Source organism: Roseibium sp. JB4-4, from assembly GCF_055693425.1.
In genome coordinates, this window is sequence record NZ_CM146333.1 from 302,805 (window position 1) to 327,411 (window position 24,607).

Below are 24,607 nucleotides of genomic sequence, written 5' to 3' on the forward strand. Positions count from 1 at the left end.
GGACAAATGCTGTGTTTGACAGCCTTCTGAAAGACCGGGCCAATGTCACGTTGGCCGGTGTACCCGACGGCGCTGAAAGCTATGCGCTTGCAAAGCTCCTTTCCGAGTGTGAAACCGAAGGACTTTCGCTTGTCTTTGTCGCGCGTGACGCAACACGCATGGCAATGGTCAGTGAAGCGTTGGCCTTCTTTGACCCTTCAGCAAACATCGTTCAGCTGCCCGCATGGGATTGCCTGCCTTACGATCGCGTCTCACCAAATACAGCCATCAGTGCCAGGCGTTTGCTCGCATTGGGTCAGCTCGCACACGGTATTCAGACCAGGCAGAAAACGATCCTGCTCACGACGCTCAATGCTGCTCTCCAGCGTGTGCCGGAGCGTTCGTTCATGGCCGAACAAACCTTTTCAATGGCACCAGGAAATCAGGTCGACATGTCCGCGATTTCCAATTGGCTGGAGATGAATGGGTTTTCGCGTACGCCAACAGTGCGGGAAACAGGTGAATACGCAGTCCGAGGCGGAATTGTAGACTTGTTTGCGCCGGGTTCAGAAGAGCCGGTTCGCCTTGATTTCTTTGGAGATACGCTTGAATCCATTCGATCCTTCAATGCTGAAACACAACGCACGTCCAAACAGCTAAAGCGCCTAGACCTTGTGCCAATGAGCGAGGTTGTCTTGTCGGACGAGGCGATTTCACGGTTCAGGAAATCGTATTTGGCAAGCTTTGGCGCAGCCAGTCGCGAAGATGTTCTTTACCAGTCGATCAGTGACGGTAGGCGTTATGCTGGTATGGAACATTGGTTGCCGCTGTTCCACGACAGTCTTGAAACGATTTTCGACTATGTCGGGGATGCTCCCATTGTACTTGACACCAACACTGCCGATGCGGTGCGTGAACGGGCCGAACAGATCAGCGAACATTATAGAGCCCGTCAGGAAGCGCGTGAGATGGGGGCCGGTGCAGGAACCGTACCCTATATGCCTATCGAACCAAACCGCCTCTATATTTCAGAACAAGAGTGGACCACTGCCATCGCCGACAGGGCGAGCGCCGCGCTGGATGCATTTACGCCGCCACCGGGAAGCGGCAAAACGGTCATTGCGCTTGGCGGCAGGCAAGGTCGCAGCTTTGCCGCAGAGCGGGCCGCCGGAGATGTAAACATCTTCGATGCACTCACAGCTCATGTGCGGGAGTTGCAGGCCTCTGGAAAGCGCACGGTTATTGCCTGCTGGTCGGATGGCTCTCGTGACCGCCTCGGACAGATCCTGGCTGACCATGGACTTGGTTCGGTTCAGGAAGTCGATTCTTTCGAACAGACACAATCTCTGCAAGTGAAGACTTCAGCGCTCTGCGTTCTTGGTATTGAGCATGGCTTCGAGCTTCAGAACATCGCCTTTATCGGCGAACAGGACATTCTTGGCGACCGTCTGGTGCGTAAATCACGCCGAAAAGCCAAGGGTGCCAATGTCATTACAGAAGCAACTGGCCTTTCTGAAGGTGACCTTGTCGTTCACGTCGAGCATGGCATAGGTCGCTTCATCGGTCTGAAAACCATTGAAGCCGTTGGCGCTCCACACGATTGTCTCGAACTGAAATATGCAGGTGGAGACAAACTTTATTTGCCGGTTGAAAACATCGAGCTGTTGTCTCGATACGGCTCGGAGGACCAGGATGCACAACTGGACAAGCTGGGTGGAGGAGCCTGGCAGGCCCGTAAGGCAAAACTCAAGAAACGCATCCTCGAAATTGCCGATGGATTGATCAAGACGGCGGCACAGCGCGCTTTGAAAACAGCGCCAGTCGTCGAAACGCCGGAAGGCGTCTACGACGAATTTGCAACGCGCTTTCCCTACGAGGAAACAGACGACCAGTTGACGGCAATCGACTCCGTGTTCGAGGACCTTTCTTCTGGCCGACCGATGGACCGGCTTGTTTGCGGCGACGTTGGATTTGGAAAAACAGAGGTTGCTCTGCGGGCAGCCTTTATTGCAGCCATGTCAGGGCGCCAGGTTGCAGTTGTGGTGCCAACCACGTTGCTGGCACGCCAACACTTCAAGACCTTCACGGATCGCTTCCATGGTTTGCCGATCAATGTCGCTCACGCGTCGCGACTCGTACCAACCCGTCAGCTGACACAAACAAAAAAGGGGCTTGCAGACGGTTCGATAGATATTGTCGTCGGAACGCATGCGTTGCTCGGTAAATCCGTTCAATTCCGTGACCTCGGGTTGCTCGTCATCGATGAAGAGCAGCATTTCGGTGTGAAGCACAAGGAGCGGCTAAAGGAACTGAAATCGGATGTCCACGTTCTCACGCTTTCTGCGACGCCGATTCCGAGAACATTGCAGCTTGCGTTGACAGGTGTTCGGGAACTTTCCCTCATCGCAACACCGCCTGTTGACCGATTGGCGGTGAGAACATTTGTTTCCCCCTATGACCCTCTGGTGGTTCGCGAAGCCTTGTTGCGTGAGCACTATCGGGGCGGGCAGAGCTTTTATGTCTGTCCGCGTTTGTCCGACCTTGCAGAGCGCATGGCCTTTATGGAAGAGCAAGTTCCTGAACTGAAGGTTGCGGTCGCTCACGGTCAAATGCCGTCCGGCGAACTGGAAGACGTCATGAATGCCTTCTATGAGGGCAAGTACAATGTGCTTCTGTCGACAACGATTGTGGAATCTGGCCTCGATATTCCAACAGCGAATACGCTGATCGTGCACAGAGCCGACATGTTCGGACTTTCACAACTTTACCAGCTGCGCGGCCGCGTGGGCAGATCCAAAACGCGTGCCTATGCGCTTTTCACTGTGCCTGCAAACAAGACGTTGACTGCGACGGCTGAGCGGCGGCTCAAGGTGCTTCAATCTCTGGAGACGCTTGGAGCCGGTTTCCAGTTGGCCAGCCACGATCTGGACATTCGTGGGGCAGGGAATCTGTTGGGAGAAGAGCAATCGGGTCACGTCAAAGAGGTCGGATTTGAACTCTACCAGCAGATGCTGGAAGAAGCCGTGGCGCAATTGAAAGACGGCGGCGCTGATTTTGGTGACGAACAATGGTCTCCTCAGATCAACATCGGTACACCCGTTCTTATTCCCGAAGATTATGTCGCCGACCTTCAGCTCCGTCTGCAGCTCTATCGCCGACTTGGCGATGTAACCGAAGCGGAAGAAATCGATGCGTTTGGTGCTGAAATGATCGACCGGTTCGGACCGTTGCCGGACGAAGTTCAACACCTTCTCAAGATTGTTTTCATCAAAGGGCTTTGCCGTAAGGCCAATGTTGAGAAAGTCGATGCGGGGCCGAAGGGCATAGTTGTCAGTTTCCGCAATTCCGAGTTCGCAAATCCACCAGGTCTCGTGTCTTACATTGCTGAACAGGGTGTCCTGGCCAAAATCCGTCCCGATCAGAAAATTGTGCTCACACGGGATTGGGAAAACACGGATACCCGTCTGAAGGGAACAGCGACTGTCTTAACCAAACTTGCGCGCCTGGCTGCTGCGTGAGCCGTTAGTTTTCTGGCCAGGCATGAGCGCCGACAAAGGGAACAAACGCGACGCCACCCACGTTTTCCGTTTCATAAGCTCCATCAGAAATGCGGCGGACGACGATCAGCTCCTGAAGCCTTCGGGATGGACCGACAGGAACCACGAGGCGACCACCAGGCTTCAGTTGCTCCTTGAGCGGTTCAGGAACAAAGGGGGCTCCGGCAGCGACCGCAATTGCATCGTAAGGGGCTCCCTCGGGATATCCGAGGCTGCCGTCTCCGCAGACAATGTCAATATTTCTGGATCCAGCCGCGATGAGGTTGTTTCTCGCAGTACCCACGAGCTCGGGAAGACGCTCGACACTGGAGACATGGGCACAGAGCTTGGCCAATACGGCTGCCGCATAACCGGACCCAGTTCCGACATCCAGGCAAATACCATCTGCTTTCAACTGCAATAGTTCTGCCATCAGCGCGACGATGTAGGGTTGAGAAATGGTTTGGCAGTGTCCGATTGACAAAGGTCCGTCCCTGTAAGCGACGTGGCGTTGCTCAATAGGTACAAAAAGGTGTCTGGGGACAGACCGCATTGCATCGAGTACTCTGGGGTCTTTGACCCCACGCCTCTCCAGCTGGATCAGAACCATTTCGTCACGTTCTGCATCAAAGGGGGCCATATGTGTGGCTCCAGTCTTTCACAACGAAGACGAGCATTTTTGTCGCGTCTCAAGATTCTATTAAACCTAACGCCTCATAGTACTCAGACAAAGAGACCAGAGTTGAAGCGTTAAGGTCCAAAGAGTGCCCCGAGCAGCTACCCGTCAGCGTAAGCAATCCTTTCTTCGTCGCCTGATAACGCCAGCGATCGCAATCGCAGCGCTTGGCTATTTTGGCTTTCATGCCATGAGCGGCGAGCTCGGGCTGGTTGGCAGAGCCATGATCGAGCGGCAAGTTTCAGAACTTGAGGCAGAGTTGGCCGACTTGTCCGCAGAGCGTCAAGAGCTTGTGGCAAGGGTCAGCCTGCTTCGGCCTGAGAGCCTTGATCCCGATATGCTTGATGAGCGCGCGCGTCTCAATCTTAATCTGGTTCACGAAACCGAGTTGGTTGTGCTTCGTCCTGGGCATCGATACGATGTGAACTAAAAATTGGTTTATTGTTCTTGATTAATCAAATTTCAGTTAAGTGTTATTTTTCTCTTCCAAAGCAATTATTTAAATCAATTCAAGAATCAGAAAACGATGGATTGGATTGACAGAAGGGAGCGGATAAGTTGCTCCTACCTGTCTTAGGGGAAACGTCACGCCGAGAAGAGGGTTATGGCCGCAGCAAGAAAAACCACTTCCGCTAGCTCAAAGAGCACAAGCCGGACCCGCAGCTCCGCCAAAAAGGCGAAGCCTGCGATCGCCGAGTTCGACAAGGACGAAGAACTCCACGCTTACCGCGAAATGCTACTCATTCGCCGATTCGAAGAAAAAGCCGGACAGCTGTACGGCATGGGTTTCATCGGCGGGTTTTGCCATTTGTACATCGGGCAGGAAGCTGTCGTCGTCGGTATGCAGATGGCCAAGAGAGACGGCGATCAGATGATCACCGGCTACCGTGATCACGGGCACATGCTGGCCATGGACCTCGACCCCAGGGGCGTGATGGCGGAACTTACCGGACGCCGCGGCGGCTTGTCGAAAGGCAAGGGCGGTTCAATGCACATGTTCTCCAAGGAAAAGCATTTCTATGGAGGCCACGGGATTGTTGGCGCACAGGTGTCGCTTGGAACGGGCCTGGGCTTTGCCAACAAATATCGGGACAACGGCAATGTTGCGATGGCTTTCTTCGGTGATGGTGCCTCCAATCAGGGGCAGGTCTACGAAAGCTTCAACATGGCCGAGCTTTGGAAGCTCCCCGTTGTTTACGTGATCGAAAACAACAAATACGGCATGGGTACAAGCGTTGCGCGCGCATCCGCAATGACCGACCTCTCCCAGCGTGGTGCCTCCTTCGGCATCCCGGGCGAACAAGTGGACGGCATGGATGTCCGTGCAGTCAAGGCAGCCTCTGAAAAGGCATTGACTTGGTGCCGTGAAGGCAAGGGCCCGTTTATCCTGGAAATGATCACTTATCGCTATCGCGGTCATTCCATGTCCGACCCGGCGAAATACCGCTCCAAGGACGAAGTGCAGAAAATGCGGACCGAACACGATCCGATTGAGCAGGTTCGTGCCCGCCTTCTGGAAAACAAGTGGGCGAGCGAGGACGACCTCAAGGGCATCGACAAGGATGTCCGCGCACGGGTCGCCGAAGCTGCTGAATTTGCTCAGACTGATCCGGAGCCGGATGTGTCTGAACTATACACTGACATTCTGCTTTAACGCCGGGGGAAAACATGCCGATCGACATTTTGATGCCGGCGCTCTCGCCGACAATGGAAGAGGGTAAGCTCGCCAAGTGGCTCAAAGCCGAAGGCGACACGGTATCCGCGGGCGACGTCATCGCGGAAATTGAAACAGACAAGGCAACCATGGAAGTGGAAGCCGTTGATGAAGGAACACTTGGCAAGATCCTTGTTGCCGAGGGAACCGACAATGTGAAGGTCAACGAGAAAATCGCCGTTTTGCTTGGCGAAGGTGAAGATGCCAGCGCGATCGATGCGGCTGCAGCTGCACCCGCTCCTGCTGCGGCACCTGCGGCCGCCGAAAAACCGAGTGCACCGGCAGTTGCCGCCGCACCGCAAGCGCCGGTCGCAGAAGCCGCCGAGGATCCGGAAGTTCCTGCCGGAACACCGATGAAATCATCGACGGTGCGCGAAGCATTGCGCGATGCCATGGCCGAGGAAATGCGCCGGGATCCGGACGTTTTTGTCATGGGTGAAGAGGTGGCCGAATACCAGGGTGCCTACAAGATCACTCAGGGCTTGCTGGATGAGTTCTCAGAAAAGCGCGTTATCGATACTCCGATCACTGAGCACGGCTTTGCCGGCCTCGGCGTTGGGGCGGCAATGGCAGGGCTGAAGCCCATTGTTGAATTCATGACGTTCAATTTCGCCATGCAGGGTATTGACCAGATCATCAACTCTGCGGCCAAGACGCTGTATATGTCCGGCGGCCAAATGGGTGCCCCGATTGTTTTCCGCGGGCCTAATGGTGCTGCGGCGCGTGTTGGTGCACAGCACTCTCAGGACTATGCCTCCTGGTATGCGCATGTTCCTGGTTTGAAGGTTATCCAACCTTACTCTGCGGCTGACGCGAAAGGCCTTTTGAAGGCTGCCATCCGTGATCCCAACCCGGTCATTTTCCTGGAAAACGAAATCCTCTATGGTCATTCGTTTGAAATCCCGGATGTTGACGACTTCGTGCTTCCGATTGGAAAGGCCAAGGTGGAGCGTGGCGGAACCGATGTGACCCTTGTTTCCTGGGGTATCGGCATGACCTATACGCTCAAGGCTGCTGATGAACTTGCCGGGATGGGAATTTCAGCTGAAGTCATCAACCTGCGTACGATCCGTCCCCTGGACATTGACACAGTGCTTGCATCAGTTCGCAAGACAGGGCGCGTGGTGACCATCGAGGAAGCATTCCCGATGTGCTCCGTATCATCGGAAATCGCTTATCAGGTTCAGGAACAGGCGTTCGACTATCTCGATGCGCCGATAACTCGGGTGACCGGCAAGGACGTTCCGATGCCTTATGCCGCAAACCTGGAAAAACTCGCATTGCCGACTGTTTCTGAAGTTATCGAAGCGGTGAAAGCCGTGACCTACACAGCCTGAGGCGGGGGAGACGGACATGCCAATTAATATCACCATGCCGGCCCTCTCTCCGACGATGGAAGAGGGCAACCTTGCCAAATGGTTGGTCAAGGAAGGCGACACGGTATCCGCGGGCGACGTCATCGCGGAAATTGAAACAGACAAGGCAACCATGGAAGTGGAAGCCGTTGATGAAGGTACGGTCGGCAAAATCCTGGTTGCCGAGGGCTCGCAAGGCGTAAAGGTCAACGAGTTGATCGCTGTTTTGCTGGAAGAAGGAGAAGACGCAAGTTCTATCGACACCTCAGGTGCTGCTGCTCCGGCTGCGGCTGTTGGCGAACCGGCACCTGCGGCTGACCCGGCTCCGGCCGCAGCAGCACCCGCTGCAGCTCCTGCAGGACCAGCTCCAGTTGCTTCTGATGGAACGCGCCTTTTTGCTTCACCGCTCGCAAGGCGGCTTGCCAAACTAAATTCGCTTGATCTTAACGCCCTGAAGGGAACCGGACCTCACGGCCGCGTTGTGAAGCGCGACATTGAGGCAGCTCTTGAAGCTGGGACCGGCAAGGTTGCTCCTGCCGCAGAAGCGACCAAAGCAGCTGCTGCAGCTCCGGCAACCGGACCTTCCGCCGATCAGGTGCTGAAACTCTTCGATGACGACAGCTACGAGCTGGTGCCGCATGATGGCATGCGCAAGACGATCGCAAAGCGGCTAACCGAATCCAAACAGACGATTCCGCACTTCTATGTGTCTGTCGACGTGGAATTGGATGCACTGCTGGCATTGCGTGCGCAGCTCAATGGCTCCGCTTCAAAAGACAAGGACGGCAAGCCGGCCTACAAGCTTTCGGTCAACGATATGACGATCAAAGCGCTTGCTCTGGCCCTTCGTGACGTGCCGGATGCGAATGTGTCCTGGACCGACGACAACATGGTCATGCACAAGCATGCTGATGTGGGGGTCGCGGTGTCCATCCCCGGTGGTCTGATTACCCCGATCATCCGTAGCGCTGAAGAGAAGTCGCTGTCCGTCATCTCCAATCAGATGAAGGACCTTGGCAAGCGGGCAAAAGAACGCAAGTTGAAGCCTGAAGAATATCAGGGCGGGACGACGGCTGTGTCCAACATGGGCATGATGGGCGTCAAGAACTTCTCTGCGGTCGTGAACCCTCCGCATGCCACCATTCTTGCGGTTGGGGCAGGTGAAAAACGCCCTGTTGTCAAGGATGGTGAACTTGCAGTTGCCACGGTGATGAGCGTGACGCTGTCCACTGACCACCGTTGTGTGGACGGTGCACTCGGTGCCGAGCTGCTGGCAGCCTTCAAGGGCTACATCGAAAATCCAATGAGCATGCTGGTTTAAGGCCTCAGCTCCGGCGCGGCGGCAACGCCGCGCCGTTTTTCAAATGAAGTTTCATTTGCCGGGGAAAACACCATGGCTGATACCAACTACGACGTCATCATCATCGGCTCCGGGCCAGGTGGATACGTCACTGCTATTCGGTCCGCCCAATTGGGTTTGAAGACCGCAATCGTCGAACGGGAACATCTTGGCGGCATCTGCCTAAACTGGGGTTGCATCCCGACCAAGGCCCTGCTGCGTACTGCAGAAATTCTCGATCATGCCAACCATGCCAAAAGCTTTGGTTTGACGCTTGAAGGTTCAATGAAAGCAGACGTGAAGGACGTTGTTGCCCGTTCGCGCGGTGTTTCGGCTCGTTTGAATGGCGGTGTCGGCTTTCTGATGAAGAAAAACAAGATCGATGTGATCTGGGGTGAAGCAAAACTTACAAAACCCGGGCAGATCGTCGTCGGAAAATCAACCAAACCGGTTGTTGAACCGCAGAATCCCGTGCCAAAAGGCGTAAAAGGTGAGGGCACATATAATGCCAAGCACATCATCGTCGCCACGGGCGCTCGTCCGCGTGCTCTGCCCGGCATCGAACCGGATGGAAAACTCATCTGGACCTATTTCGAGGCCATGAAGCCGGCCAAGATGCCAAAATCGCTGGTCGTCATGGGATCTGGCGCGATTGGCATTGAGTTTGCCTCTTTTTATCTTTCGATGGGTGTCGATGTGACGGTTGTCGAACTGATGGCCAACGTGATGCCCGTAGAGGACGAGGAAATCTCTAAATTTGCGCGCAAAGCCCTGGAAAAACGTGGACTGAAGATCATTACCGAAGCCAAGGTAACGAAAGTCGACAAAGCAGCGAACTCCGTTACTGCACATGTTGAAACCAAAGACGGAAAAGTCAGCCAGATCACAGCTGATCATCTTATTTCCGCAGTTGGGGTCCAAGGCAATATCGAGAATATCGGCCTTGAGGCACTTGGCGTGAAAACCGATCGAGGCTGTGTTGTCATTGACGAATATGGCCGGACCAGTGTTCCGGGTGTCTACGCCATCGGCGACGTTGCCGGTCCGCCGATGCTAGCCCACAAAGCAGAACATGAAGGTGTGATCTGCATTGAAAAGATTGCCGGGGTTCCGGGAGTTCACCCGATGGATCACCGCAAGATTCCGGGTTGTACCTATTGTAACCCGCAGGTCGCTTCCGTTGGACTGACCGAGGCCAAGGCCAAGGAGCTGGGACGCGACATCCGCGTCGGTCGTTACATGTTCAATGCGAACGGTAAGGCCATCGCTCTTGGCGAAGACAACGGCATGATCAAGGTCATTTTCGACAAGAAAACGGGCGAGCTTCTGGGCGCACATATGTGTGGTGCGGAAGTAACCGAGCTTATCCAGGGTTTCATTGTAGCGATGAACCTTGAGACGACCGAAGAAGAGCTGATGCATACGATTTTCCCACATCCGACACTGTCGGAAATGATGAAGGAAGCGGTGCTCGACGCTTACGGCAAAGTTCTCAACGCCTGACCGCGAAGTCTCCGGCCGGACAAGCGGCCGGAGCCACCCAGATGCAGGCAAAGAGGCCGTTATGCTTGCCTATCTTTCTGACGGATTGAGGTTTTTGTTTCGGGAGGGAAGCTGGTCTCTCAAACCTCATGAAGAAAAAACGGTTATTGCTGCTCTGGCGGTACTGCCTGATGACCAGAGAACGTTGGCGACGAAGCAGCTTGGTCAGCGTTTTTTTGTCGAAAGACAGTCCGATGGCCGCATTCCCTGTTTCCGCTATTACGCAGAAAATAGCCTTTCCCGCTTGACCGGCAACTATTCAACTGGCGATCAGTTTATCAGCGTAAAACTACAAGCAGGAGACCGGAAAACTTCAGGCAAATTGGTGCTTCATGACGGGCTCGTGTTCGGTTTGGAGTTTTCCAAACCAAGCAGCTTTTTCAGGCAGGTGTGTGTCGATGTGATATCGGCAAGTTGTGATGATGGTTCGTTTGGTTACACTGCTGTTATCGATCGAGCCGAGCACGGTTCTGACAGAAATCAAACTTAAGGCGAGTGCGCAAAAATGGATATGAAGGCAATTTTGATCTGGGTTGCTATCGGTATTCTTGCTGGTTGGCTGGCGAGCATCGTGGTTGGTGGTGGTGGTCTGATCCGCTATCTGATTACCGGATTGATTGGAGCATTTGTCGGAGGGTTTCTGTTCAAGGTAGCCGGCATCAATCTCAATCTGGGGAACACTTTCGTCAACGAGATCGTTGTTGCTGCGATCGGTGCCGTCGTGGTCGTGTTGCTTGCACGCCTGATCTCGTAGCAAGGGAAGTAGGAGACCCGCGATGGGATGGATCATAACAATCATTATCGGTCTGATCGCGGGTGCTGTCGCACACCGGGTGCTCAATAGCCGGGGAGGATTTCTCGGAAGCCTCATTGTCGGTTTGATAGGCGCGTTGATCGGTGGCGAGCTTGCGTCGATATTAGATCTCAATTTGACGGGAGGCATTCTCGATCGCCTGATCATAGCTGTACTCGGCTCTATCCTGTTCCTGTTTCTTTGGCGAAAAATACGCAGCTGAATTGTCTGAGGTAGCCTGATGCTTCGTGACGAGCGCGGCGTCGATTGAGTATCGCCGAGCTACGGATCGTTTTTACTTGGCCATGGGAAGCTGGCTGATTGGATCCATTTGAGTGAAGTGGATGCTGGCGTGCTGAGGCCGTAGCGGGGCCAGCTCTGGGCTCGGTGCAGAAATCCATTTAAGTGAAGGCATGTGGAGATGCTCAAGGAATGCCGAATTGATGAGACCAACGATCAGTGATTTCCCCCTTCGTGCGATTGACAAACTTCGCTACGCGGATACCGATCGGCAGGGTCACGTCAACAATGCGGTTTTTGCCACATTCCTGGAAACGGGAAGGGTAGAAGTCATTTTTGGTCAAGAGCTGACAGATGCAGATGCATCATTCGTCATTGCACGCCTTGAATTGGATTTTCTGTCGGAAGTGAATTGGCCGGGTGAAGTGGAAATCGGGACGTCTGTCCAGGATATCGGGCGCAGCTCTTTCCGCCTTTTTCAGTTGGTTTTCCAGAATGGTGAACCTGTGGCAAAGGCGGTCACGGTAATCGTTCAGATGAATGAAACGACACGTAAATCTCATCCGCTCACAGAAGAAACCCGGCAAAAGCTGGAGAAACTGACCAGTCCTGCGCTAAACACATAGCTGGCTCAACAGCTTTCCATATTGACCTTTCAAGGGAAAAACGACACTTAAGGCTCATGGTTACGATCGTCGACACGCTAAACCGCCCGAATGAAAAATCCGATGCGCGTCCGCGTCATCCGGAGAAGGCTCATCGTCCCGACAATCCGGTCCAGCGGAAACCCAAATGGATCCGCGTCAAGGCACCAACTTCACCGATTTATCGCGAGACGCAGAATGTTGTGCGCGACAACAATCTGGTGACCGTGTGCGAGGAGGCCGGGTGTCCGAACATAGGTGAATGCTGGTCCAAAAAACACGCAAGTTTCATGATCCTTGGCGACACGTGCACGCGGGCATGCGCCTTCTGCAATGTGCGCACGGGAATGCCGGGCCCGATCGACCCCAAGGAACCTCAGGGTGTTGCAGATGCGGTCGCTGCTATGGGGCTGGAGCATGTGGTCATCACATCTGTTGATCGCGATGATCTGGAGGATGGCGGTGCTCGGCATTTTGCCGACGTTATCAACGCAATCCGCAAAACATCACCAACAACAACGGTCGAAGTGCTGACACCGGACTTTCTGAGAAAAGACGGTGCCGCGGAAATCGTGGTTGATGCAAAACCCGACGTGTTCAATCACAATCTGGAGACTGTCCCCTCCAAGTATCTGACGGTGCGTCCGGGCGCGCGCTATTTCCACTCCATTCGTCTATTGCAAAAGGTGAAAGAGCTCGATGCCGAGATGTTCACTAAGTCAGGCATCATGGTTGGGCTCGGCGAAGAGAGAAATGAAGTTCTTCAGTTAATGGACGATCTGCGCGCTGCCGATGTGGATTTCCTGACGATCGGGCAATATCTGCAGCCGTCAAAGAAGCACCACCCAGTGATTTCGTTTGTCACGCCGGAGGAATTCAAGGGCTATGAGCGCATTGCCTATGCCAAAGGTTTCCTGAAGGTGTCCGCAACGCCATTGACGCGATCTTCCCACCATGCAGGCGAGGACTTCGCTGATCTCAGGGCTGCGCGAAAAGCAAAGCTCGGTCACTGAGCCGGACCTGAACTGGATCTGTTGAGCCGAATGCCGAGTTTTACTTCCAATCACACGGTCAATCACAAGGCGGACGACATGTTCCGCCTCGTCGCAGATGTGGAAAAATACCCGCAATTCGTGCCGCTCTGCCAGGGGCTGCATGTGCGCGGTCGCAAGGAACTTGAAAATGGCAACACGGTTCTGGTTGCCGATATGACTGTCGCCTATAAATTGTTCAAGGAGACATTTACCAGCCGTGTCGAACTTCGCCCCGAAGAACGGACAATACTGGTTGAATACCTGGATGGACCTTTCAAGCACCTGGAGAACACGTGGACCTTTGAGGACACAGGTGAGGGCAAGAGCAAGGTTGGGTTCTTTATCTCCTACGAATTCCGTAGCCGCACGCTCGGTTCGCTCATGGGCGTCATGTTCGACAAGGCGTTCCGGAAGTTTTCCAACGCGTTCGAAGCGCGGGCGGACCAGGTCTACGGTGCCTGACAATGCCTACTTGAACTGGCTGAACGCATCCCTGATTGTCCGCAAACGGCTCGATTTCATGTCGAGTGGTTCGTTTCTGCGCCTGATCTGTTCGATCTCCCGCTTCCTCAAACCTAAATCTTCAAGAGTTGCAAATGCAGAATAGTCGGAGCAGACCACACGGCGCTCTGCGCCGATGTTTTCTTCAACTATGAGGCTTCGGCCTGCCGCAACTTCTTCTTCCGTCCAGACAACTGTCCCGGACGACACCCAGAAGGTACGGTCGCAATAGCGGGCTTCGTGATAGCCTTTTTTGGGTAGTGTGAGGATTTCGTGGGATCCGTTGAACCCGCCGTTCGAATGGTCGGAACGGATATAGAAATCACCCTGCGCATACGCAGCTCCCGCCATGTAGACAGCGGATATCGTTGATAACGTCAGGAACGCAAGGGTGCGTTTCATGCGGTTAATCCTTTTTGCTCGGCCCCCTTATTGCCTGCAACGTCTAAGTCTACCTGTATTGTTGTTACCCGAGCCTTACCATTGGCAGCTCGTTTGTCACACTAGTTGCCTCGCAGCGTGTTCGCAGCATCCTCGACCGTGGTTGGGCGGAAAGATTCTCTAATTGCCGCGAACCTGTTTACCGATTTCACAGTTGACCCGTCGTTTTGAACAATCACGCGGGGATCGTCGTAAATCCCCAAGTCTTCCAGGGTGACTTGCTCTTCAGGATGCGCGCAGATCGGCCGCCAGCCTTTGCCCCAGTTGTACTCAACGCGGACAATGTAGTTTTGTTCCACTTCTAGTTCGGTCCAGGCCACCGTCGCGTAGCGAACCCAGTACTTGCGTCCGCAATACTCGACTTGAACCAGTCCGTCCGACATCCTGCTGTAGATGCGGTGAGATCCACGAAACGCACTATAGTCGTCGCGTGACACGATATAGGTGTCTCCGACAGATTGAAGTTCGCCATCCGCTTTTGCAATTGCTTCGCTTGCAACCAGTATTCCAGCTGCAAGAAGCATATGTGCGACAGTCATTTACTCTTTCCCGTTTCGCAATTTTGATTGCGTCTTGGTTCTTGCCGAGCGTGACCATAAGGGAAGTGGTTGTAAAACCAGTTGCTACCGACAATTGAAGTTGATTAAAAATTTAGAGGTCAGATGATCTTTGGTGAATGACTGTGTTTTCTAGACTAGGGATACAGGAATTCGGTCTGATACCCCGGGTTAGAACTTGCTCATATGCTTGAGGGCCGCCTCGGTTTGTAGCCTGCGGATATAGTTGACAGACGGCTTTGAGGATTGTTGCCAGGAATAAGCCGGGCAAGATCATTTTCGACACATTCTGCGATCCCAAGAGGTATGAGTGTCACCTGATGCGCTGGTTCATCGCAAATATTGCGCCTGCCAAAACTGAAATTGTATTCAAGACGAACAGTGTCGCCACAACCGGTTTCAACCTCTGCTCTGGCAACTGAGTGGCTCCGCACGATCTAGGTCCGATCACAATAGGAACCTTCTCAAGGACGCAGCCTTTTGAGAAACAAAACGTGACAACAACCGAACAAGCCAAAAGTGTCACGTGAAAACAGGAAGGGCCGGCATGCGGCACAGTACTCTCCACAAGAGTTGCACTTGCGAGAATGACCTACGAGGTGATTAACACTGAAGTTCGTTTCATGGTGACCGGAATTATCGCTCAAGAGGGTTCAACGACTTGGACCACAACCAGTGTACGTTCAGCCAGCCTGGATTTGGACCTGCCTTGACACCTATTTACTCAGGCGACCGCATTTAGAATAGACGTTAAGGCGGTCTGCACGGTTTCAAGTCTGATCGACTGGCGGCCACGGTCCGCGAACCAGCAATGCATATGCTGCGTTGTTCCTCCCCGCACCGCGACGGCAACATGAACTGTCCCAACAGGCTTGTCTTCACTGCCGCCGTCGGGGCCGGCAATACCTGTCACGGAGACGGTTACATCCGCGTTGGAGTTTTTCAATGCGCCTTCCGCCATTGCCATCGCAACCTCCTTGCTGACGGCACCGACCTTTTGAATGAGATCCCGCGAAACGCCAAGCATTTCGGCCTTGGCTTCATTGGAGTAAGTGACAAACGAACGATCAACGACGGCCGAGGACCCGGCAATTTCAGTCAAAACACCGCTGATCAGGCCGCCTGTACACGATTCCGCTGTCGCGAGCATCAAGCCCTTGGCTTTCATGGCATCCAACACGTCGGTCGCCAGTGGAATGAGATCGTCCAGATTGCGTGGTGCAGAGCTGCTCATTTGGGTTTTCATCGGGGCTGAACTTTTTACTCGTCGTCATTGAAGGGGAGGCGCACAGTAACACTTGCAAGCGCTGCAATACCTTCTTTTCGGCCAGTAAACCCCAGTTTCTCTGACGTCGTCGCCTTCACAGAGACGCGTGCAAGCGGGAGTTCGCAGATACGTGCAACAGATGCACGAACTTTGTCACGGTGGGGTCCGACTTTGGGTTCCTCACAAACTATCGTCAGGTCGATATGTGCTATGCGGCCCCCAAGGGCGGCAAGTCTCCTGACGGCGTATTGCTGGAACTGATCCGAAGACGCTCCTTTCCACTCAGGGTCAGATGGCGGGAAATGCTGACCGATGTCTCCGTCTCCAATAGCGCCAAGTGTTGCGTCGGTAATGGCATGAAGCGCAACATCGGCATCCGAGTGTCCTTTCAGACGCTTGGAATAAGGTATCGATACGCCTCCGAGAATGACTGCTTCACCGGCTTCAAAGGCATGAACGTCATAGCCGATGCCCACCCGAACGTCTGTCAATTTGCTAAGTGGGATCAGTGCTGCGGTTTCAGCTGTCATCTTTGAATAAGTTGCCTGTTTTGCAGCGCGCTCTAGGTCGGCGCCGGTTGTGATCTTGAAATTGGCCGGATCGCCGTCAGAAAGGGAAATGGTCATGCCATTCCACTCCGCAAGACCTGTGTCGTCCGTGAAGGATGTTTCTCCCGCATCTTGCGCCCGTTTGTGAGCTGCGAGGATCTTGTTGAACGGAAATCCCTGGGGGGTCTGGGCCGCCCACAGGCCAGTTCTGTCAACGGTTTCCAGACTGCCGTCAGATTGACCTGCCTTCTTGAGCGTGTCGGCAACTGGAACTGCGGCCAGTGCTCCCTCAACACCCTGGTCAAGCTTTTGAAGCAACCGGTCAACGATACCCGTGTCGACAAAAGGACGTGCGGCATCGTGAATGAGGACGTAGTCGCACGACAACTCCTCAAGCGCCTTCAGTCCCTCAAAAACCGATTTTTGCCTTGTCGCGCCACCTAAAACAGCCCTGCAAAGCTTTTGTTTGATCGGCTTTTCGATCGCGGATATCGCCTCTGAATAGAGATCCGCATCGTCTGGGTGAATGACGGTCACGATATGTGTGATCCGCGGATGATTTCCCAAAGCGTTCAGTGTATGGCTCAGAACAGGACTGTTCGCGAGGAGCTTATACTGCTTCGGCCGGGCGTCGGTTGCGTCTGCCAGGCGCGTTCCACGCCCAGCGGCAACGATCAGGGCTGCCGCGGATTTTGCCATGATCGCTTTCTCCAGGCTTTCCAAAAAATTCAAACTGACAGGCCGTCTTTAACTAAGAACCTGTTCAGACCGCAAATTATGTCTTGTTGCATTGCATTAATTGTCTACAATATAGGCAAATAAGAAAGTGCACAGGCATTAAGCAAAAATGAGAATCGCGTGTTACCTGTGGTGAAGACACTTAAGATTGGCAAGCACGAAGTGCCCAACAGGGCTGTGCTTGCACCGATGTCCGGCGTAACCGATCTGCCTTTTCGGCGGATCGCAGCGCGTTTTGGTGCAGGTATGGTTGTCAGTGAAATGGTCGCAAGCGAGTCCTTTGTAAAGGGTGACGCGGAAACGCAGATGCGTGCCGAGGCCCATGACCAGGGCTTGCACGTCGTCCAGCTTGCAGGGCGAGAAGTCCGCTGGATGGGGGAGGCGGCCAAGGTCATAGCCGATCTTGGTGCTGATATAATCGATATAAACATGGGGTGCCCAGCGAAGAAGGTCACCTCAGGCTATTCCGGCTCTGCTCTCATGCGCGATCTTGATCACGCATTGATGCTGATCGACGCAACCGTCGCAGCTGTTGATGTGCCGGTGACCTTGAAAATGCGTCTCGGGTGGGACGAGCAGTCTATCAATGCACCTGAGCTTGCCCGACGTGCCGAAGCTGCCGGTGTGAAACTCATCACGGTTCATGGTCGAACCCGGAACCAATTCTATAAGGGTGCAGCCAACTGGTCGGCTATTTCGCGGGTGAGAGCAGCCACTTCTCTTCCATTGGTCGCAAACGGTGACTGTAAAAGCAGTGCCGATGCACTGAACATGCTTGAAGCCTCTGGGGCCGACGCGGTCATGATCGGACGGGGAGCTTATGGCCGACCGTGGCTTCCGGGTTTCGTCGGACACTATCTTGCGACCGGTGAGCGGCTGCCTGAGCCAGCGGGGAACGACCTCGCGGATCTGGTGATCGAACACTATGAGAGCATTCTGAGCCACTATGGCGAAGGCAAGGGTGTTCGTATCGCCAGAAAACATGTCGGCTGGTATCTGGAACAATCCGTAGCGCTCGGGGCAATGCCAATGCCTGCTGCGCTCAAATCAAGTCTTATGTCATCCCAAAATCCCAAAGAAGTGACCCGCATTGCTTATGACTGGATCTCTTCAGCAAATGAACGGACAGCTGCGTGAGCGATCTCAAGTCTGAAACGGGACGAACGGCCGCTTTGGCCAGCGATGGACCGATTATACTGGATGCATTGCCGCATCCTGTTTTGCTCGTGGCTCCGGACGGAGTGATCGAGTCTGCAAATATGGCCGCAGAAATTTTTATGCGATCTAGCGTATCTGTACTGCGCCGACATCCAATCAGCGAATTTGTACCTTTCGGCAGCCCACTTCTGACACTTATCGATCAAGTGCGAGAGCGTGCGGCACCGGTCAATGAGTACAAGGTCGACATTGGCTCGCCTCGAATTGGTGCTCCCAGGGTTGTGGACATAAATGCGGCTCCCGTCTCCGATCGGCCAGGTGCCGTGGTGTTGATGTTTCAGGAACGCACGATGGCTGAAAAGATCGACCGCCAGCTGACGTCGCGCGGCGCGGCACGCACGGTCACGGGTCTTGCAGCCATGCTGGCTCATGAGATCAAGAACCCTCTCTCCGGCATACGCGGCGCAGCCCAGCTGATGGAACAATCTGTACCTAGCGAAGACCGGGCCCTTGCCAGGCTGATTATGGATGAGACTGACCGGATCGTGAAACTGGTCGACAGGATGGAAGTCTTTTCCGATGAGCGCCCAATCGAGCGCGAGCCTGTCAACATCCACGTGGTGCTGGACCATGTGAAACGTCTTTCCGACAGCGGTTTTGCAAGAGACAAGCGTATTGTTGAGATTTACGACCCGTCTTTGCCACCCGTTTATGCAAATAAGGACCAGCTCATTCAGGTGTTCCTGAACCTCATCAAGAACGCCAGTGAAGCTATAGGCGATGACCCCGATGGAGAAATTCGTGTTTCCACGGCCTTCAGGCCCGGTGTCAGACTGTCTGTGCCAGGAACGGATGAAAAGGTGAGCCTACCGCTCGAATTTTGTGTTCAGGACAATGGGCCCGGTGTTCCAGACGACCTGTTACCGCACCTATTCGAACCATTCATAACGACGAAAACCAACGGATCCGGACTTGGACTTGCGCTGGTTGCAAAGATCATCGGCGACCACGGCGGTGTGATTGAATGCGACAGTCAGCGACACAAAACAGTCTTCCGTATCCTCATGCCCGCTTTTTCCGGCGAAGGAGCCTCCCACTCCCAAAAGCCGAACGAAGGGAATAGCTGACCATGCCGACCGGCACGATCCTAGTTGCAGACGACGACGCGGCCATTCGCACAGTTCTCAATCAGGCCCTTTCCAGGGCCGGGTACACTGTCCGGCTGACCTCCAACGCTTCGACCTTGTGGCGTTGGGTATCTTCAGGCGACGGAGATCTGGTTATCACTGATGTTGTGATGCCGGACGAGAATATTTTTGACGTGCTGCCACGCATGAAAAAAATGCGTCCCGAGTTGCCAGTTCTTGTCATGAGTGCCCAGAACACATTCATGACGGCGATCAAGGCGTCCGAGAAAGGCGCTTATGAATATCTTCCCAAGCCGTTTGACCTCAAAGAGCTGACCAGCATTGTTCAACGTGCATTGGAAGAGCCGAAAAAGCGGCCTTCCCTGGATCTGGATGATGCCGGCGAGGGAATGCCTCTTGTCGGCCGGTCCCCGGCGATGCAGGAGATCTACCGCGTTCTGGCGCGTCTTATGCAAACCGACCTGACAGTCATGATCAACGGCGAGTCGGGAACGGGCAAGGAACTCGTTGCCCGAGCCCTTCATGACTACGGCAAAAGGCGGAATGGACCTTTTGTTGCAATCAACATGGCTGCCATCCCGAGAGACTTGATCGAAGCCGAACTCTTCGGCCACGAAAAGGAGCGTTTACAGGCGCTCAAAATCGCAGTTCTGGCCGGTTCGAGCAGGCCGACGGCGGTACGCTCTTTCTAGATGAAATTGGCGACATGCCCATGGAAGCACAGACCCGTCTGTTGAGGGTTTTGCAACAAGGCGAATACACGACGGTTGGTGGGCGAACTCCGATCAAGACGGATGTCCGCATTATTGCCGCCACCAACAAGGATCTCAGGCACCTGATCAATCAAGGGCTTTTCCGCGAGGACCTCTATTTCCGTCTCAACGTGGTGCCTATAAGATTGCCACCGCTTCGCGAACGGATCGAAGACATTCCGGATCTCGTTAGACACTTCTTCTCACTGGTTGAGAAGGAGGGTTTGCCGGCCAAACAGATCGACCAGGAAGCGCTCAATCTTCTGCGACGGTATCGCTGGCCGGGGAACGTTCGCGAGCTTGAAAATCTCGTTCGCCGACTGGCAGCACTTTATCCTCAGGATGTCATAAGTGAAAACTTGCTGGAGCAGGAGCTCAGCCATCCTTCTGTTGCATCGGTTGAAGAGGAAACAACTGAGAACATCAATCTCGGCGGCTCTGTTGAACGCTATCTGGCGGGCTACTTCGATACTTTCGGAGACGCGTTGCCGCCTCCAGGGCTTTATCATCGCATTCTGCGTGAAGTCGAATATCCACTGATCAGTGCCGCATTGGCAGCAACGCGCGGCAATCAGATCAAGGCGGCAGAACTCCTCGGCGTCAATCGAAACACTTTGAGGAAGAAGATCCGGGATCTGGACATTCAGGTTATGCGTTCGGTTCGTTGATTGCCGGTGAGCGTTTGTCGCTGTCTTGTCAGATTATCCTTTGATGACGGAACAATGAGACCCCGCGCCCTGAGTGCGGCGCGGGAGCATATTTGTACACTCAGATCTGTCGCCGGCCCGAATAAGGGGTCCGATGTGCACTGCGATTGAACGTTTGACAAAGACTTGATCTTGAATAAAGTTATATAAAACAAGTGTCTAAGCCTGTTCATGCAGTCTTCCACCGCATTTTTTCAGTGATGCTTCCACCCTGTCGCAATTTCGCAACATTGTGTGATAAGTTTGCCGCATAAAACAATACTGGATGCGGCCGGAATATTGTGGCCGCCGTGCTGAGGCTTAATGATACTGGAAGCGGAACAGCGATCGGCAGCGCAGTCGAGTGCGGCAGGGAAACTCTGGCGCCGCGCAGGCCTCGCGATCATGGTTGTCGCCCTGATTTCGATTGGCGTGACATTTGCCATTCTGATGGGCCTGACGGCCATCGACCCGACCCGGGAAGTCATTGTCACCGCAATGACGATCAATGGCGCGCTCGCCGCAGTATTGCTCGGTGTCATTTCCGTTGAAATTCTGAAGCTCTGGCAGGCGCGAAGGCGCGGCCGTGCCGCGGCGCGTCTTCACGTTCGCGTCGTTGCCCTTTTCAGTGTCGTTGCAGCCGTACCAGCGATCCTCATGGCTATTCTTGCAGCTATTACGCTGGACCGGGGCCTTGATCGCTGGTTTGAAGAGCGAACGCGCCAGATCATCGATAATGCTCTCACGGTCGCGCAGGCCTATCTGCAGGAACATGCGCGCGTGTTGCGTGGCGATCTGATCGCCATGACAAATGATATCGATCGCGCCAAGGCCGTTTACGACTTCGAACCCACACGATTCGACCAGTTTTTCGCTACCCAGGTCTCTTTGCGCGGGATTCTGGCCGCGTTTATTCTGGATAGCGAAGGCAAGGTGGTGACGCGTGTCGTGCTGGATCCAAACGCCGATGTTCCGCTGCCACCGGCTGACAGTTTTTTCAAGGCAAAGTCCGGCGATCCGATCCTGATTGCACCCGGCAGTTCCAACATCGTCGGCGGCATCATGAAGTTGTCCGCATACGATAATTTCTATCTTTACGCTGTACGTGCCATCGATCCCCGTGTTGTTGAGTACTTGCGCCTGGCGGAGACTGGGGCCTCCCAATACCAGCAGATGGAAAGCAGCAGGTTCGGAGTACAGGTCGCCTTTGCTCTTGTTTATCTTGGCGTGGCGCTGGTTCTTCTCTTGTCAGCTATCTGGATAGGTTTTGGTTTCGCCAATCGGCTTGTGTCGCCAATCAGAACCTTGATTTCGGCTGCTGACGAAGTTGCCAAAGGCAACCTCGCAGTGAAGGTTCGAACGGAAAAGTCGGGGGAGACCTCGCAAATCTAGGGACCACCTTTAACAAGATGACCGGGCAATTGCTCGGCCAGCGCGATGCCTTGCTTGCGGCCAATGAACAGATCGACCGGCGACGGCGGTTTAATGAGGCCGTTTTGTCTGGGGTCTCAACGGGTGTGATCGGGATAGACGATGAAGCGTCCATCATGTTGATCAACCGGTCTGCGTTGGAGCTTCTGCAGCTTGATGAGATTCAGATCCTGAACAAGCCCTTGATGGAGGTTGTTCCAGAACTGGACGAGTGTATCGGCGAGCTCCTGGAAAATGATGGTGACCGGCTGCCTGAGCGACAGATTGAGATTGCGCGCGGCGGCCGTCTCAGGACAATCAACGTTCGCATCACGACCGAACAGTCGACCCGCCGCGAACACGGATTTGTGGTGACCCTGGACGACATCACGGATCTTGTGTCGGCCCAGCGCAATTCGGCCTGGGCGGACGTTGCACGCAGAATTGCTCATGAAATCAAGAATCCTCTGACACCGATCCAGCTGTCGGCAGAACGAATCCGGAGACGATATGGCAAACGGATTGAGGAAGATCGTCAGGTTTTCGACCAATGCATCGATACGATCGTCCGGCAGGTGGGCGATATTGGTCAGATGGTTGATGAGTTCTCGTCCTTTGCCCGTATGCGCAAGCCCAACAAGTCATCGGGAGATCTTCGGGAAGCCGTGAGAGATGCCGCCTTCATGCAGTCTGTTGCCAATCCGGATATCAGCGTAACAGCAGATGTTCCTGACACTCCGGTCAAGGCTGTGTTTGACGCGAGGCTTATCGGGCAGGCGTTGACCAATGTCGTCAAGAACGCGACCGAAGCCGTATCAGCCCGCGAAGGTGAAGACGCGCCGAAGGGCACAGTCGAGGTTCGTCTGTCAGGAGAAGGGCCGGACCAATCGGGCCGCATCGTCATCGATGTGATCGACAACGGAGTTGGCTTGCCTGAGCAAAATCGCAGCCGCTTGCTGGAGCCTTATATGACAACGCGTGAGAAGGGGACCGGTTTGGGTCTCGCAATCGTACGCAAGATTTTGGAAGACCACGGGGGCGGTATTGAATTGCTCGACGCGCCCAAAGACGATCCTTCAGACACGGGAACTCTTGTTCGACTGACTTTGGCCGCCAAAGCCGAGATTGAGCTGGAACCCGAGCAACAACAAGAAGCAGCGACTGCTCATGGCACATGATATTTTAGTTATAGACGATGAAACCGACATTCGTGAAATGATTGCCGGTATTCTGGACGATGATGGTTACGGTACCAGGACAGCGCACGATTCAGACAGCGCTCTCGCTGCGGTGAAAGAGCGTAAACCGTCGCTTGTCATTCTCGACATCTGGCTGCAGGGAAGCCGGCTTGACGGTTTGGCGCTTCTGGATCTGTTCAAGGAATCCAACCCGGACATGCCGGTTGTCATCATATCCGGTCATGGCAACATCGAAACGGCTGTCTCGGCAATCAAGCGCGGCGCATATGACTACATTGAGAAACCATTCAAGGCAGATCGCCTTATTCACATCGTAGAACGTGCACTGGAAGCCTCTAGTCTTAAACGTGAGATCCGGGATCTCAAGCAACGTAGCGGCGAAACCAGTGATATCATCGGAAACTCTTCTGCAGCACATGGTCTCAGACAGACCATTCAGAAGATTGCCGGTACCAATAGCCGTATCCTGATCGTCGGTCCTTCGGGGGCCGGCAAGGAACGTGCGGCCCGAATGATTCATGATTTGTCGCCCCGGATCAAAAGCCCGTTCGTGGTGCTCAATGCGGCCACCATCACGCCTGCGCGAATGGAAGAAGAGCTGTTCGGTATCGAGGACGAGAACGGAAATCTGCGCAAGATCGGTGCGCTTGAGGAAGCCCATGGCGGCACACTGTATCTCGATGAAGTTGCCGATATGCCTGCTGAAACTCAAGGCAAGATCCTAAGGGTGCTTGTCGAGCAGAGCTTTTCACGTGTCGGCGGAACGCAGAAAGTACAAGTTGATATCCGTATCCTGTCTTCAACGTCGAAGAACCTTGAAGAGCATATCGCTTCCGGACTCTTCAGACAGGATCTTTATCACCGGTTGAGCGTTGTCCCTCTCAGGGTGCCAGGGCTCGCTGAAAGGCGTGAAGACATCCCGGTTCTCGTACACCATTTCATGGAGCAGATTTCCGGTGCCTCGGGTATACCGCTTCGCCCGATTGGCGACGATGCGATGGCGGTCCTGCAAACTCATGACTGGCCAGGCAATGTTCGCCAGCTGCGAAACAATGTTGAGCGACTGATGATCCTTAGCCGTGGCGATCCGGACAGCACTATCACAGCGGATTTGTTGCCTGCCGAAATTGGCGAAACCTTGCCGAGCCTGCCGAGCTCAGGAACGGGGGAGCATCTCATGTCCGTTCCGTTGCGCGAAGCGCGAGAGATTTTCGAGCGTGAATATCTCCAGGCTCAAATCAAGAGATTTGACGGGAACATCTCGCGGACTGCAGAATTTGTCGGTATGGAACGGTCTGCGCTTCACCGGAAACTGAAGACCCTGGGTATGACCTGACGCCCGGTGAACAT

Annotated in this window: 23 protein-coding genes and 1 pseudogene; 19 read left to right on the forward strand and 5 right to left on the reverse strand. The window is 54.2% G+C overall.

Annotation, left to right across the window (positions count from 1 at the left end; all coding sequences use genetic code 11):
* Positions 1-11: 11 nt before the first annotated feature.
* A complete protein-coding gene (mfd, locus tag ACZ1HV_RS01435) occupies positions 12-3,497 on the forward strand; it encodes a transcription-repair coupling factor (protein WP_472717090.1) in 3,486 nt (1,161 codons plus the stop codon).
* Between the two features lie 4 nt (positions 3,498-3,501).
* Here mfd and ACZ1HV_RS01440 read toward each other — a convergent pair whose 3' ends face one another.
* Complete coding sequence (locus ACZ1HV_RS01440) at positions 3,502-4,155, reverse strand: protein-L-isoaspartate(D-aspartate) O-methyltransferase (protein ID WP_472717091.1); 654 nt, start codon at positions 4,153-4,155, stop codon at positions 3,502-3,504.
* A 124-nt stretch (positions 4,156-4,279) separates the two neighbouring features.
* Here ACZ1HV_RS01440 and ACZ1HV_RS01445 point away from each other — a divergent pair, with 124 nt between their 5' ends.
* From ACZ1HV_RS01445 to ACZ1HV_RS01495, 11 genes are all read left to right on the forward strand, one after another.
* Positions 4,280-4,621 carry an FtsB family cell division protein gene (locus ACZ1HV_RS01445; protein WP_298963168.1) on the forward strand — a complete coding sequence of 114 codons (342 nt, stop codon included), beginning with the start codon at positions 4,280-4,282 and terminating at the stop codon, positions 4,619-4,621.
* A gap of 174 nt (positions 4,622-4,795) precedes the next feature.
* Complete coding sequence (gene pdhA / locus ACZ1HV_RS01450; protein WP_472717092.1) at positions 4,796-5,845, forward strand: pyruvate dehydrogenase (acetyl-transferring) E1 component subunit alpha; 1,050 nt, start codon at positions 4,796-4,798, stop codon at positions 5,843-5,845.
* A 14-nt stretch (positions 5,846-5,859) separates the two neighbouring features.
* Positions 5,860-7,242 carry a pyruvate dehydrogenase complex E1 component subunit beta gene (locus ACZ1HV_RS01455; protein WP_472717093.1) on the forward strand — a complete coding sequence of 461 codons (1,383 nt, stop codon included), beginning with the start codon at positions 5,860-5,862 and terminating at the stop codon, positions 7,240-7,242.
* 16 nt (positions 7,243-7,258) lie between these two features.
* Positions 7,259-8,581 (forward strand): pyruvate dehydrogenase complex dihydrolipoamide acetyltransferase, encoded by a 1,323-nt coding sequence (locus tag ACZ1HV_RS01460; protein WP_298981647.1) that lies wholly within the window; start codon positions 7,259-7,261, stop codon positions 8,579-8,581.
* 72 nt (positions 8,582-8,653) lie between these two features.
* Positions 8,654-10,102, forward strand: a complete 1,449-nt coding sequence (gene lpdA, locus ACZ1HV_RS01465) for a dihydrolipoyl dehydrogenase (protein ID WP_472717094.1) — start codon at positions 8,654-8,656, stop codon at positions 10,100-10,102.
* Positions 10,103-10,163: 61 nt separating this feature from the next.
* Entirely contained in the window at positions 10,164-10,631 is a 468-nt protein-coding gene (locus ACZ1HV_RS01470) for a hypothetical protein (protein ID WP_298821916.1), read from the forward strand.
* A gap of 15 nt (positions 10,632-10,646) precedes the next feature.
* The gene (locus ACZ1HV_RS01475; protein ID WP_298821915.1) at positions 10,647-10,895 is read left to right on the forward strand and encodes a GlsB/YeaQ/YmgE family stress response membrane protein; all 249 of its coding nucleotides are present in this window, start codon (positions 10,647-10,649) and stop codon (positions 10,893-10,895) included.
* Between the two features lie 22 nt (positions 10,896-10,917).
* Positions 10,918-11,157: a GlsB/YeaQ/YmgE family stress response membrane protein gene (locus tag ACZ1HV_RS01480; RefSeq protein ID WP_298821914.1), complete on the forward strand. Its 240-nt coding sequence runs from the start codon at positions 10,918-10,920 to the stop codon at positions 11,155-11,157.
* Between the two features lie 220 nt (positions 11,158-11,377).
* Positions 11,378-11,800 (forward strand): acyl-CoA thioesterase, encoded by a 423-nt coding sequence (locus ACZ1HV_RS01485; RefSeq protein WP_298821913.1) that lies wholly within the window; start codon positions 11,378-11,380, stop codon positions 11,798-11,800.
* Positions 11,801-11,856: 56 nt separating this feature from the next.
* Positions 11,857-12,831: a lipoyl synthase gene (lipA, locus tag ACZ1HV_RS01490; RefSeq protein WP_298963157.1), complete on the forward strand. Its 975-nt coding sequence runs from the start codon at positions 11,857-11,859 to the stop codon at positions 12,829-12,831.
* A 30-nt stretch (positions 12,832-12,861) separates the two neighbouring features.
* Positions 12,862-13,314, forward strand: a complete 453-nt coding sequence (locus ACZ1HV_RS01495; protein WP_298963154.1) for a type II toxin-antitoxin system RatA family toxin — start codon at positions 12,862-12,864, stop codon at positions 13,312-13,314.
* A 6-nt stretch (positions 13,315-13,320) separates the two neighbouring features.
* Here the strand turns inward: ACZ1HV_RS01495 and ACZ1HV_RS01500 are convergent, their stop codons facing one another.
* The 4 genes from ACZ1HV_RS01500 to ACZ1HV_RS01515 all read right to left on the reverse strand — a co-directional run bounded on the left by ACZ1HV_RS01500 (position 13,321) and on the right by ACZ1HV_RS01515 (position 16,865).
* Positions 13,321-13,755, reverse strand: coding sequence for a hypothetical protein (locus ACZ1HV_RS01500; RefSeq protein WP_472717095.1), 435 nt, complete (start codon positions 13,753-13,755; stop codon positions 13,321-13,323).
* Between the two features lie 101 nt (positions 13,756-13,856).
* The gene (locus tag ACZ1HV_RS01505) at positions 13,857-14,333 is read right to left on the reverse strand and encodes a hypothetical protein (protein WP_472717096.1); all 477 of its coding nucleotides are present in this window, start codon (positions 14,331-14,333) and stop codon (positions 13,857-13,859) included.
* A 742-nt stretch (positions 14,334-15,075) separates the two neighbouring features.
* Positions 15,076-15,585: a CinA family protein gene (locus ACZ1HV_RS01510; protein ID WP_298821909.1), complete on the reverse strand. Its 510-nt coding sequence runs from the start codon at positions 15,583-15,585 to the stop codon at positions 15,076-15,078.
* Positions 15,586-15,611: 26 nt separating this feature from the next.
* Positions 15,612-16,865, reverse strand: coding sequence for a bifunctional 2-C-methyl-D-erythritol 4-phosphate cytidylyltransferase/2-C-methyl-D-erythritol 2,4-cyclodiphosphate synthase (locus tag ACZ1HV_RS01515; RefSeq protein WP_472717097.1), 1,254 nt, complete (start codon positions 16,863-16,865; stop codon positions 15,612-15,614).
* Positions 16,866-17,033: 168 nt separating this feature from the next.
* Here ACZ1HV_RS01515 and dusB point away from each other — a divergent pair, with 168 nt between their 5' ends.
* The 7 genes and pseudogenes from dusB (at position 17,034) to ntrX (ending at position 24,593) form a co-directional block, all read left to right on the forward strand.
* The gene (gene dusB / locus ACZ1HV_RS01520) at positions 17,034-18,041 is read left to right on the forward strand and encodes a tRNA dihydrouridine synthase DusB (protein ID WP_472718387.1); all 1,008 of its coding nucleotides are present in this window, start codon (positions 17,034-17,036) and stop codon (positions 18,039-18,041) included.
* Positions 18,038-19,189 carry a two-component system sensor histidine kinase NtrB gene (locus ACZ1HV_RS01525; RefSeq protein WP_298821907.1) on the forward strand — a complete coding sequence of 384 codons (1,152 nt, stop codon included), beginning with the start codon at positions 18,038-18,040 and terminating at the stop codon, positions 19,187-19,189. Before dusB ends, ACZ1HV_RS01525 begins: the two co-directional genes overlap by 4 nt.
* 2 nt (positions 19,190-19,191) lie before the next feature.
* Positions 19,192-20,060, forward strand: a pseudogene (locus tag ACZ1HV_RS01530) (sigma 54-interacting transcriptional regulator); the annotation flags it as partial.
* Between the two features lie 36 nt (positions 20,061-20,096).
* Entirely contained in the window at positions 20,097-20,630 is a 534-nt protein-coding gene (locus ACZ1HV_RS01535; protein WP_472718388.1) for an AAA-type ATPase lid domain-containing protein, read from the forward strand.
* A gap of 342 nt (positions 20,631-20,972) precedes the next feature.
* Positions 20,973-22,040: a hypothetical protein gene (locus tag ACZ1HV_RS01540; RefSeq protein ID WP_472717098.1), complete on the forward strand. Its 1,068-nt coding sequence runs from the start codon at positions 20,973-20,975 to the stop codon at positions 22,038-22,040.
* Positions 22,041-22,057: 17 nt separating this feature from the next.
* On the forward strand, positions 22,058-23,236 hold the full coding sequence (locus ACZ1HV_RS01545; RefSeq protein ID WP_472717099.1) for a sensor histidine kinase: 1,179 nt from the start codon (positions 22,058-22,060) through the stop codon (positions 23,234-23,236).
* On the forward strand, positions 23,226-24,593 hold the full coding sequence (ntrX, locus tag ACZ1HV_RS01550; protein WP_472717100.1) for a nitrogen assimilation response regulator NtrX: 1,368 nt from the start codon (positions 23,226-23,228) through the stop codon (positions 24,591-24,593). Before ACZ1HV_RS01545 ends, ntrX begins: the two co-directional genes overlap by 11 nt.
* Positions 24,594-24,607 lie beyond the last annotated feature (14 nt).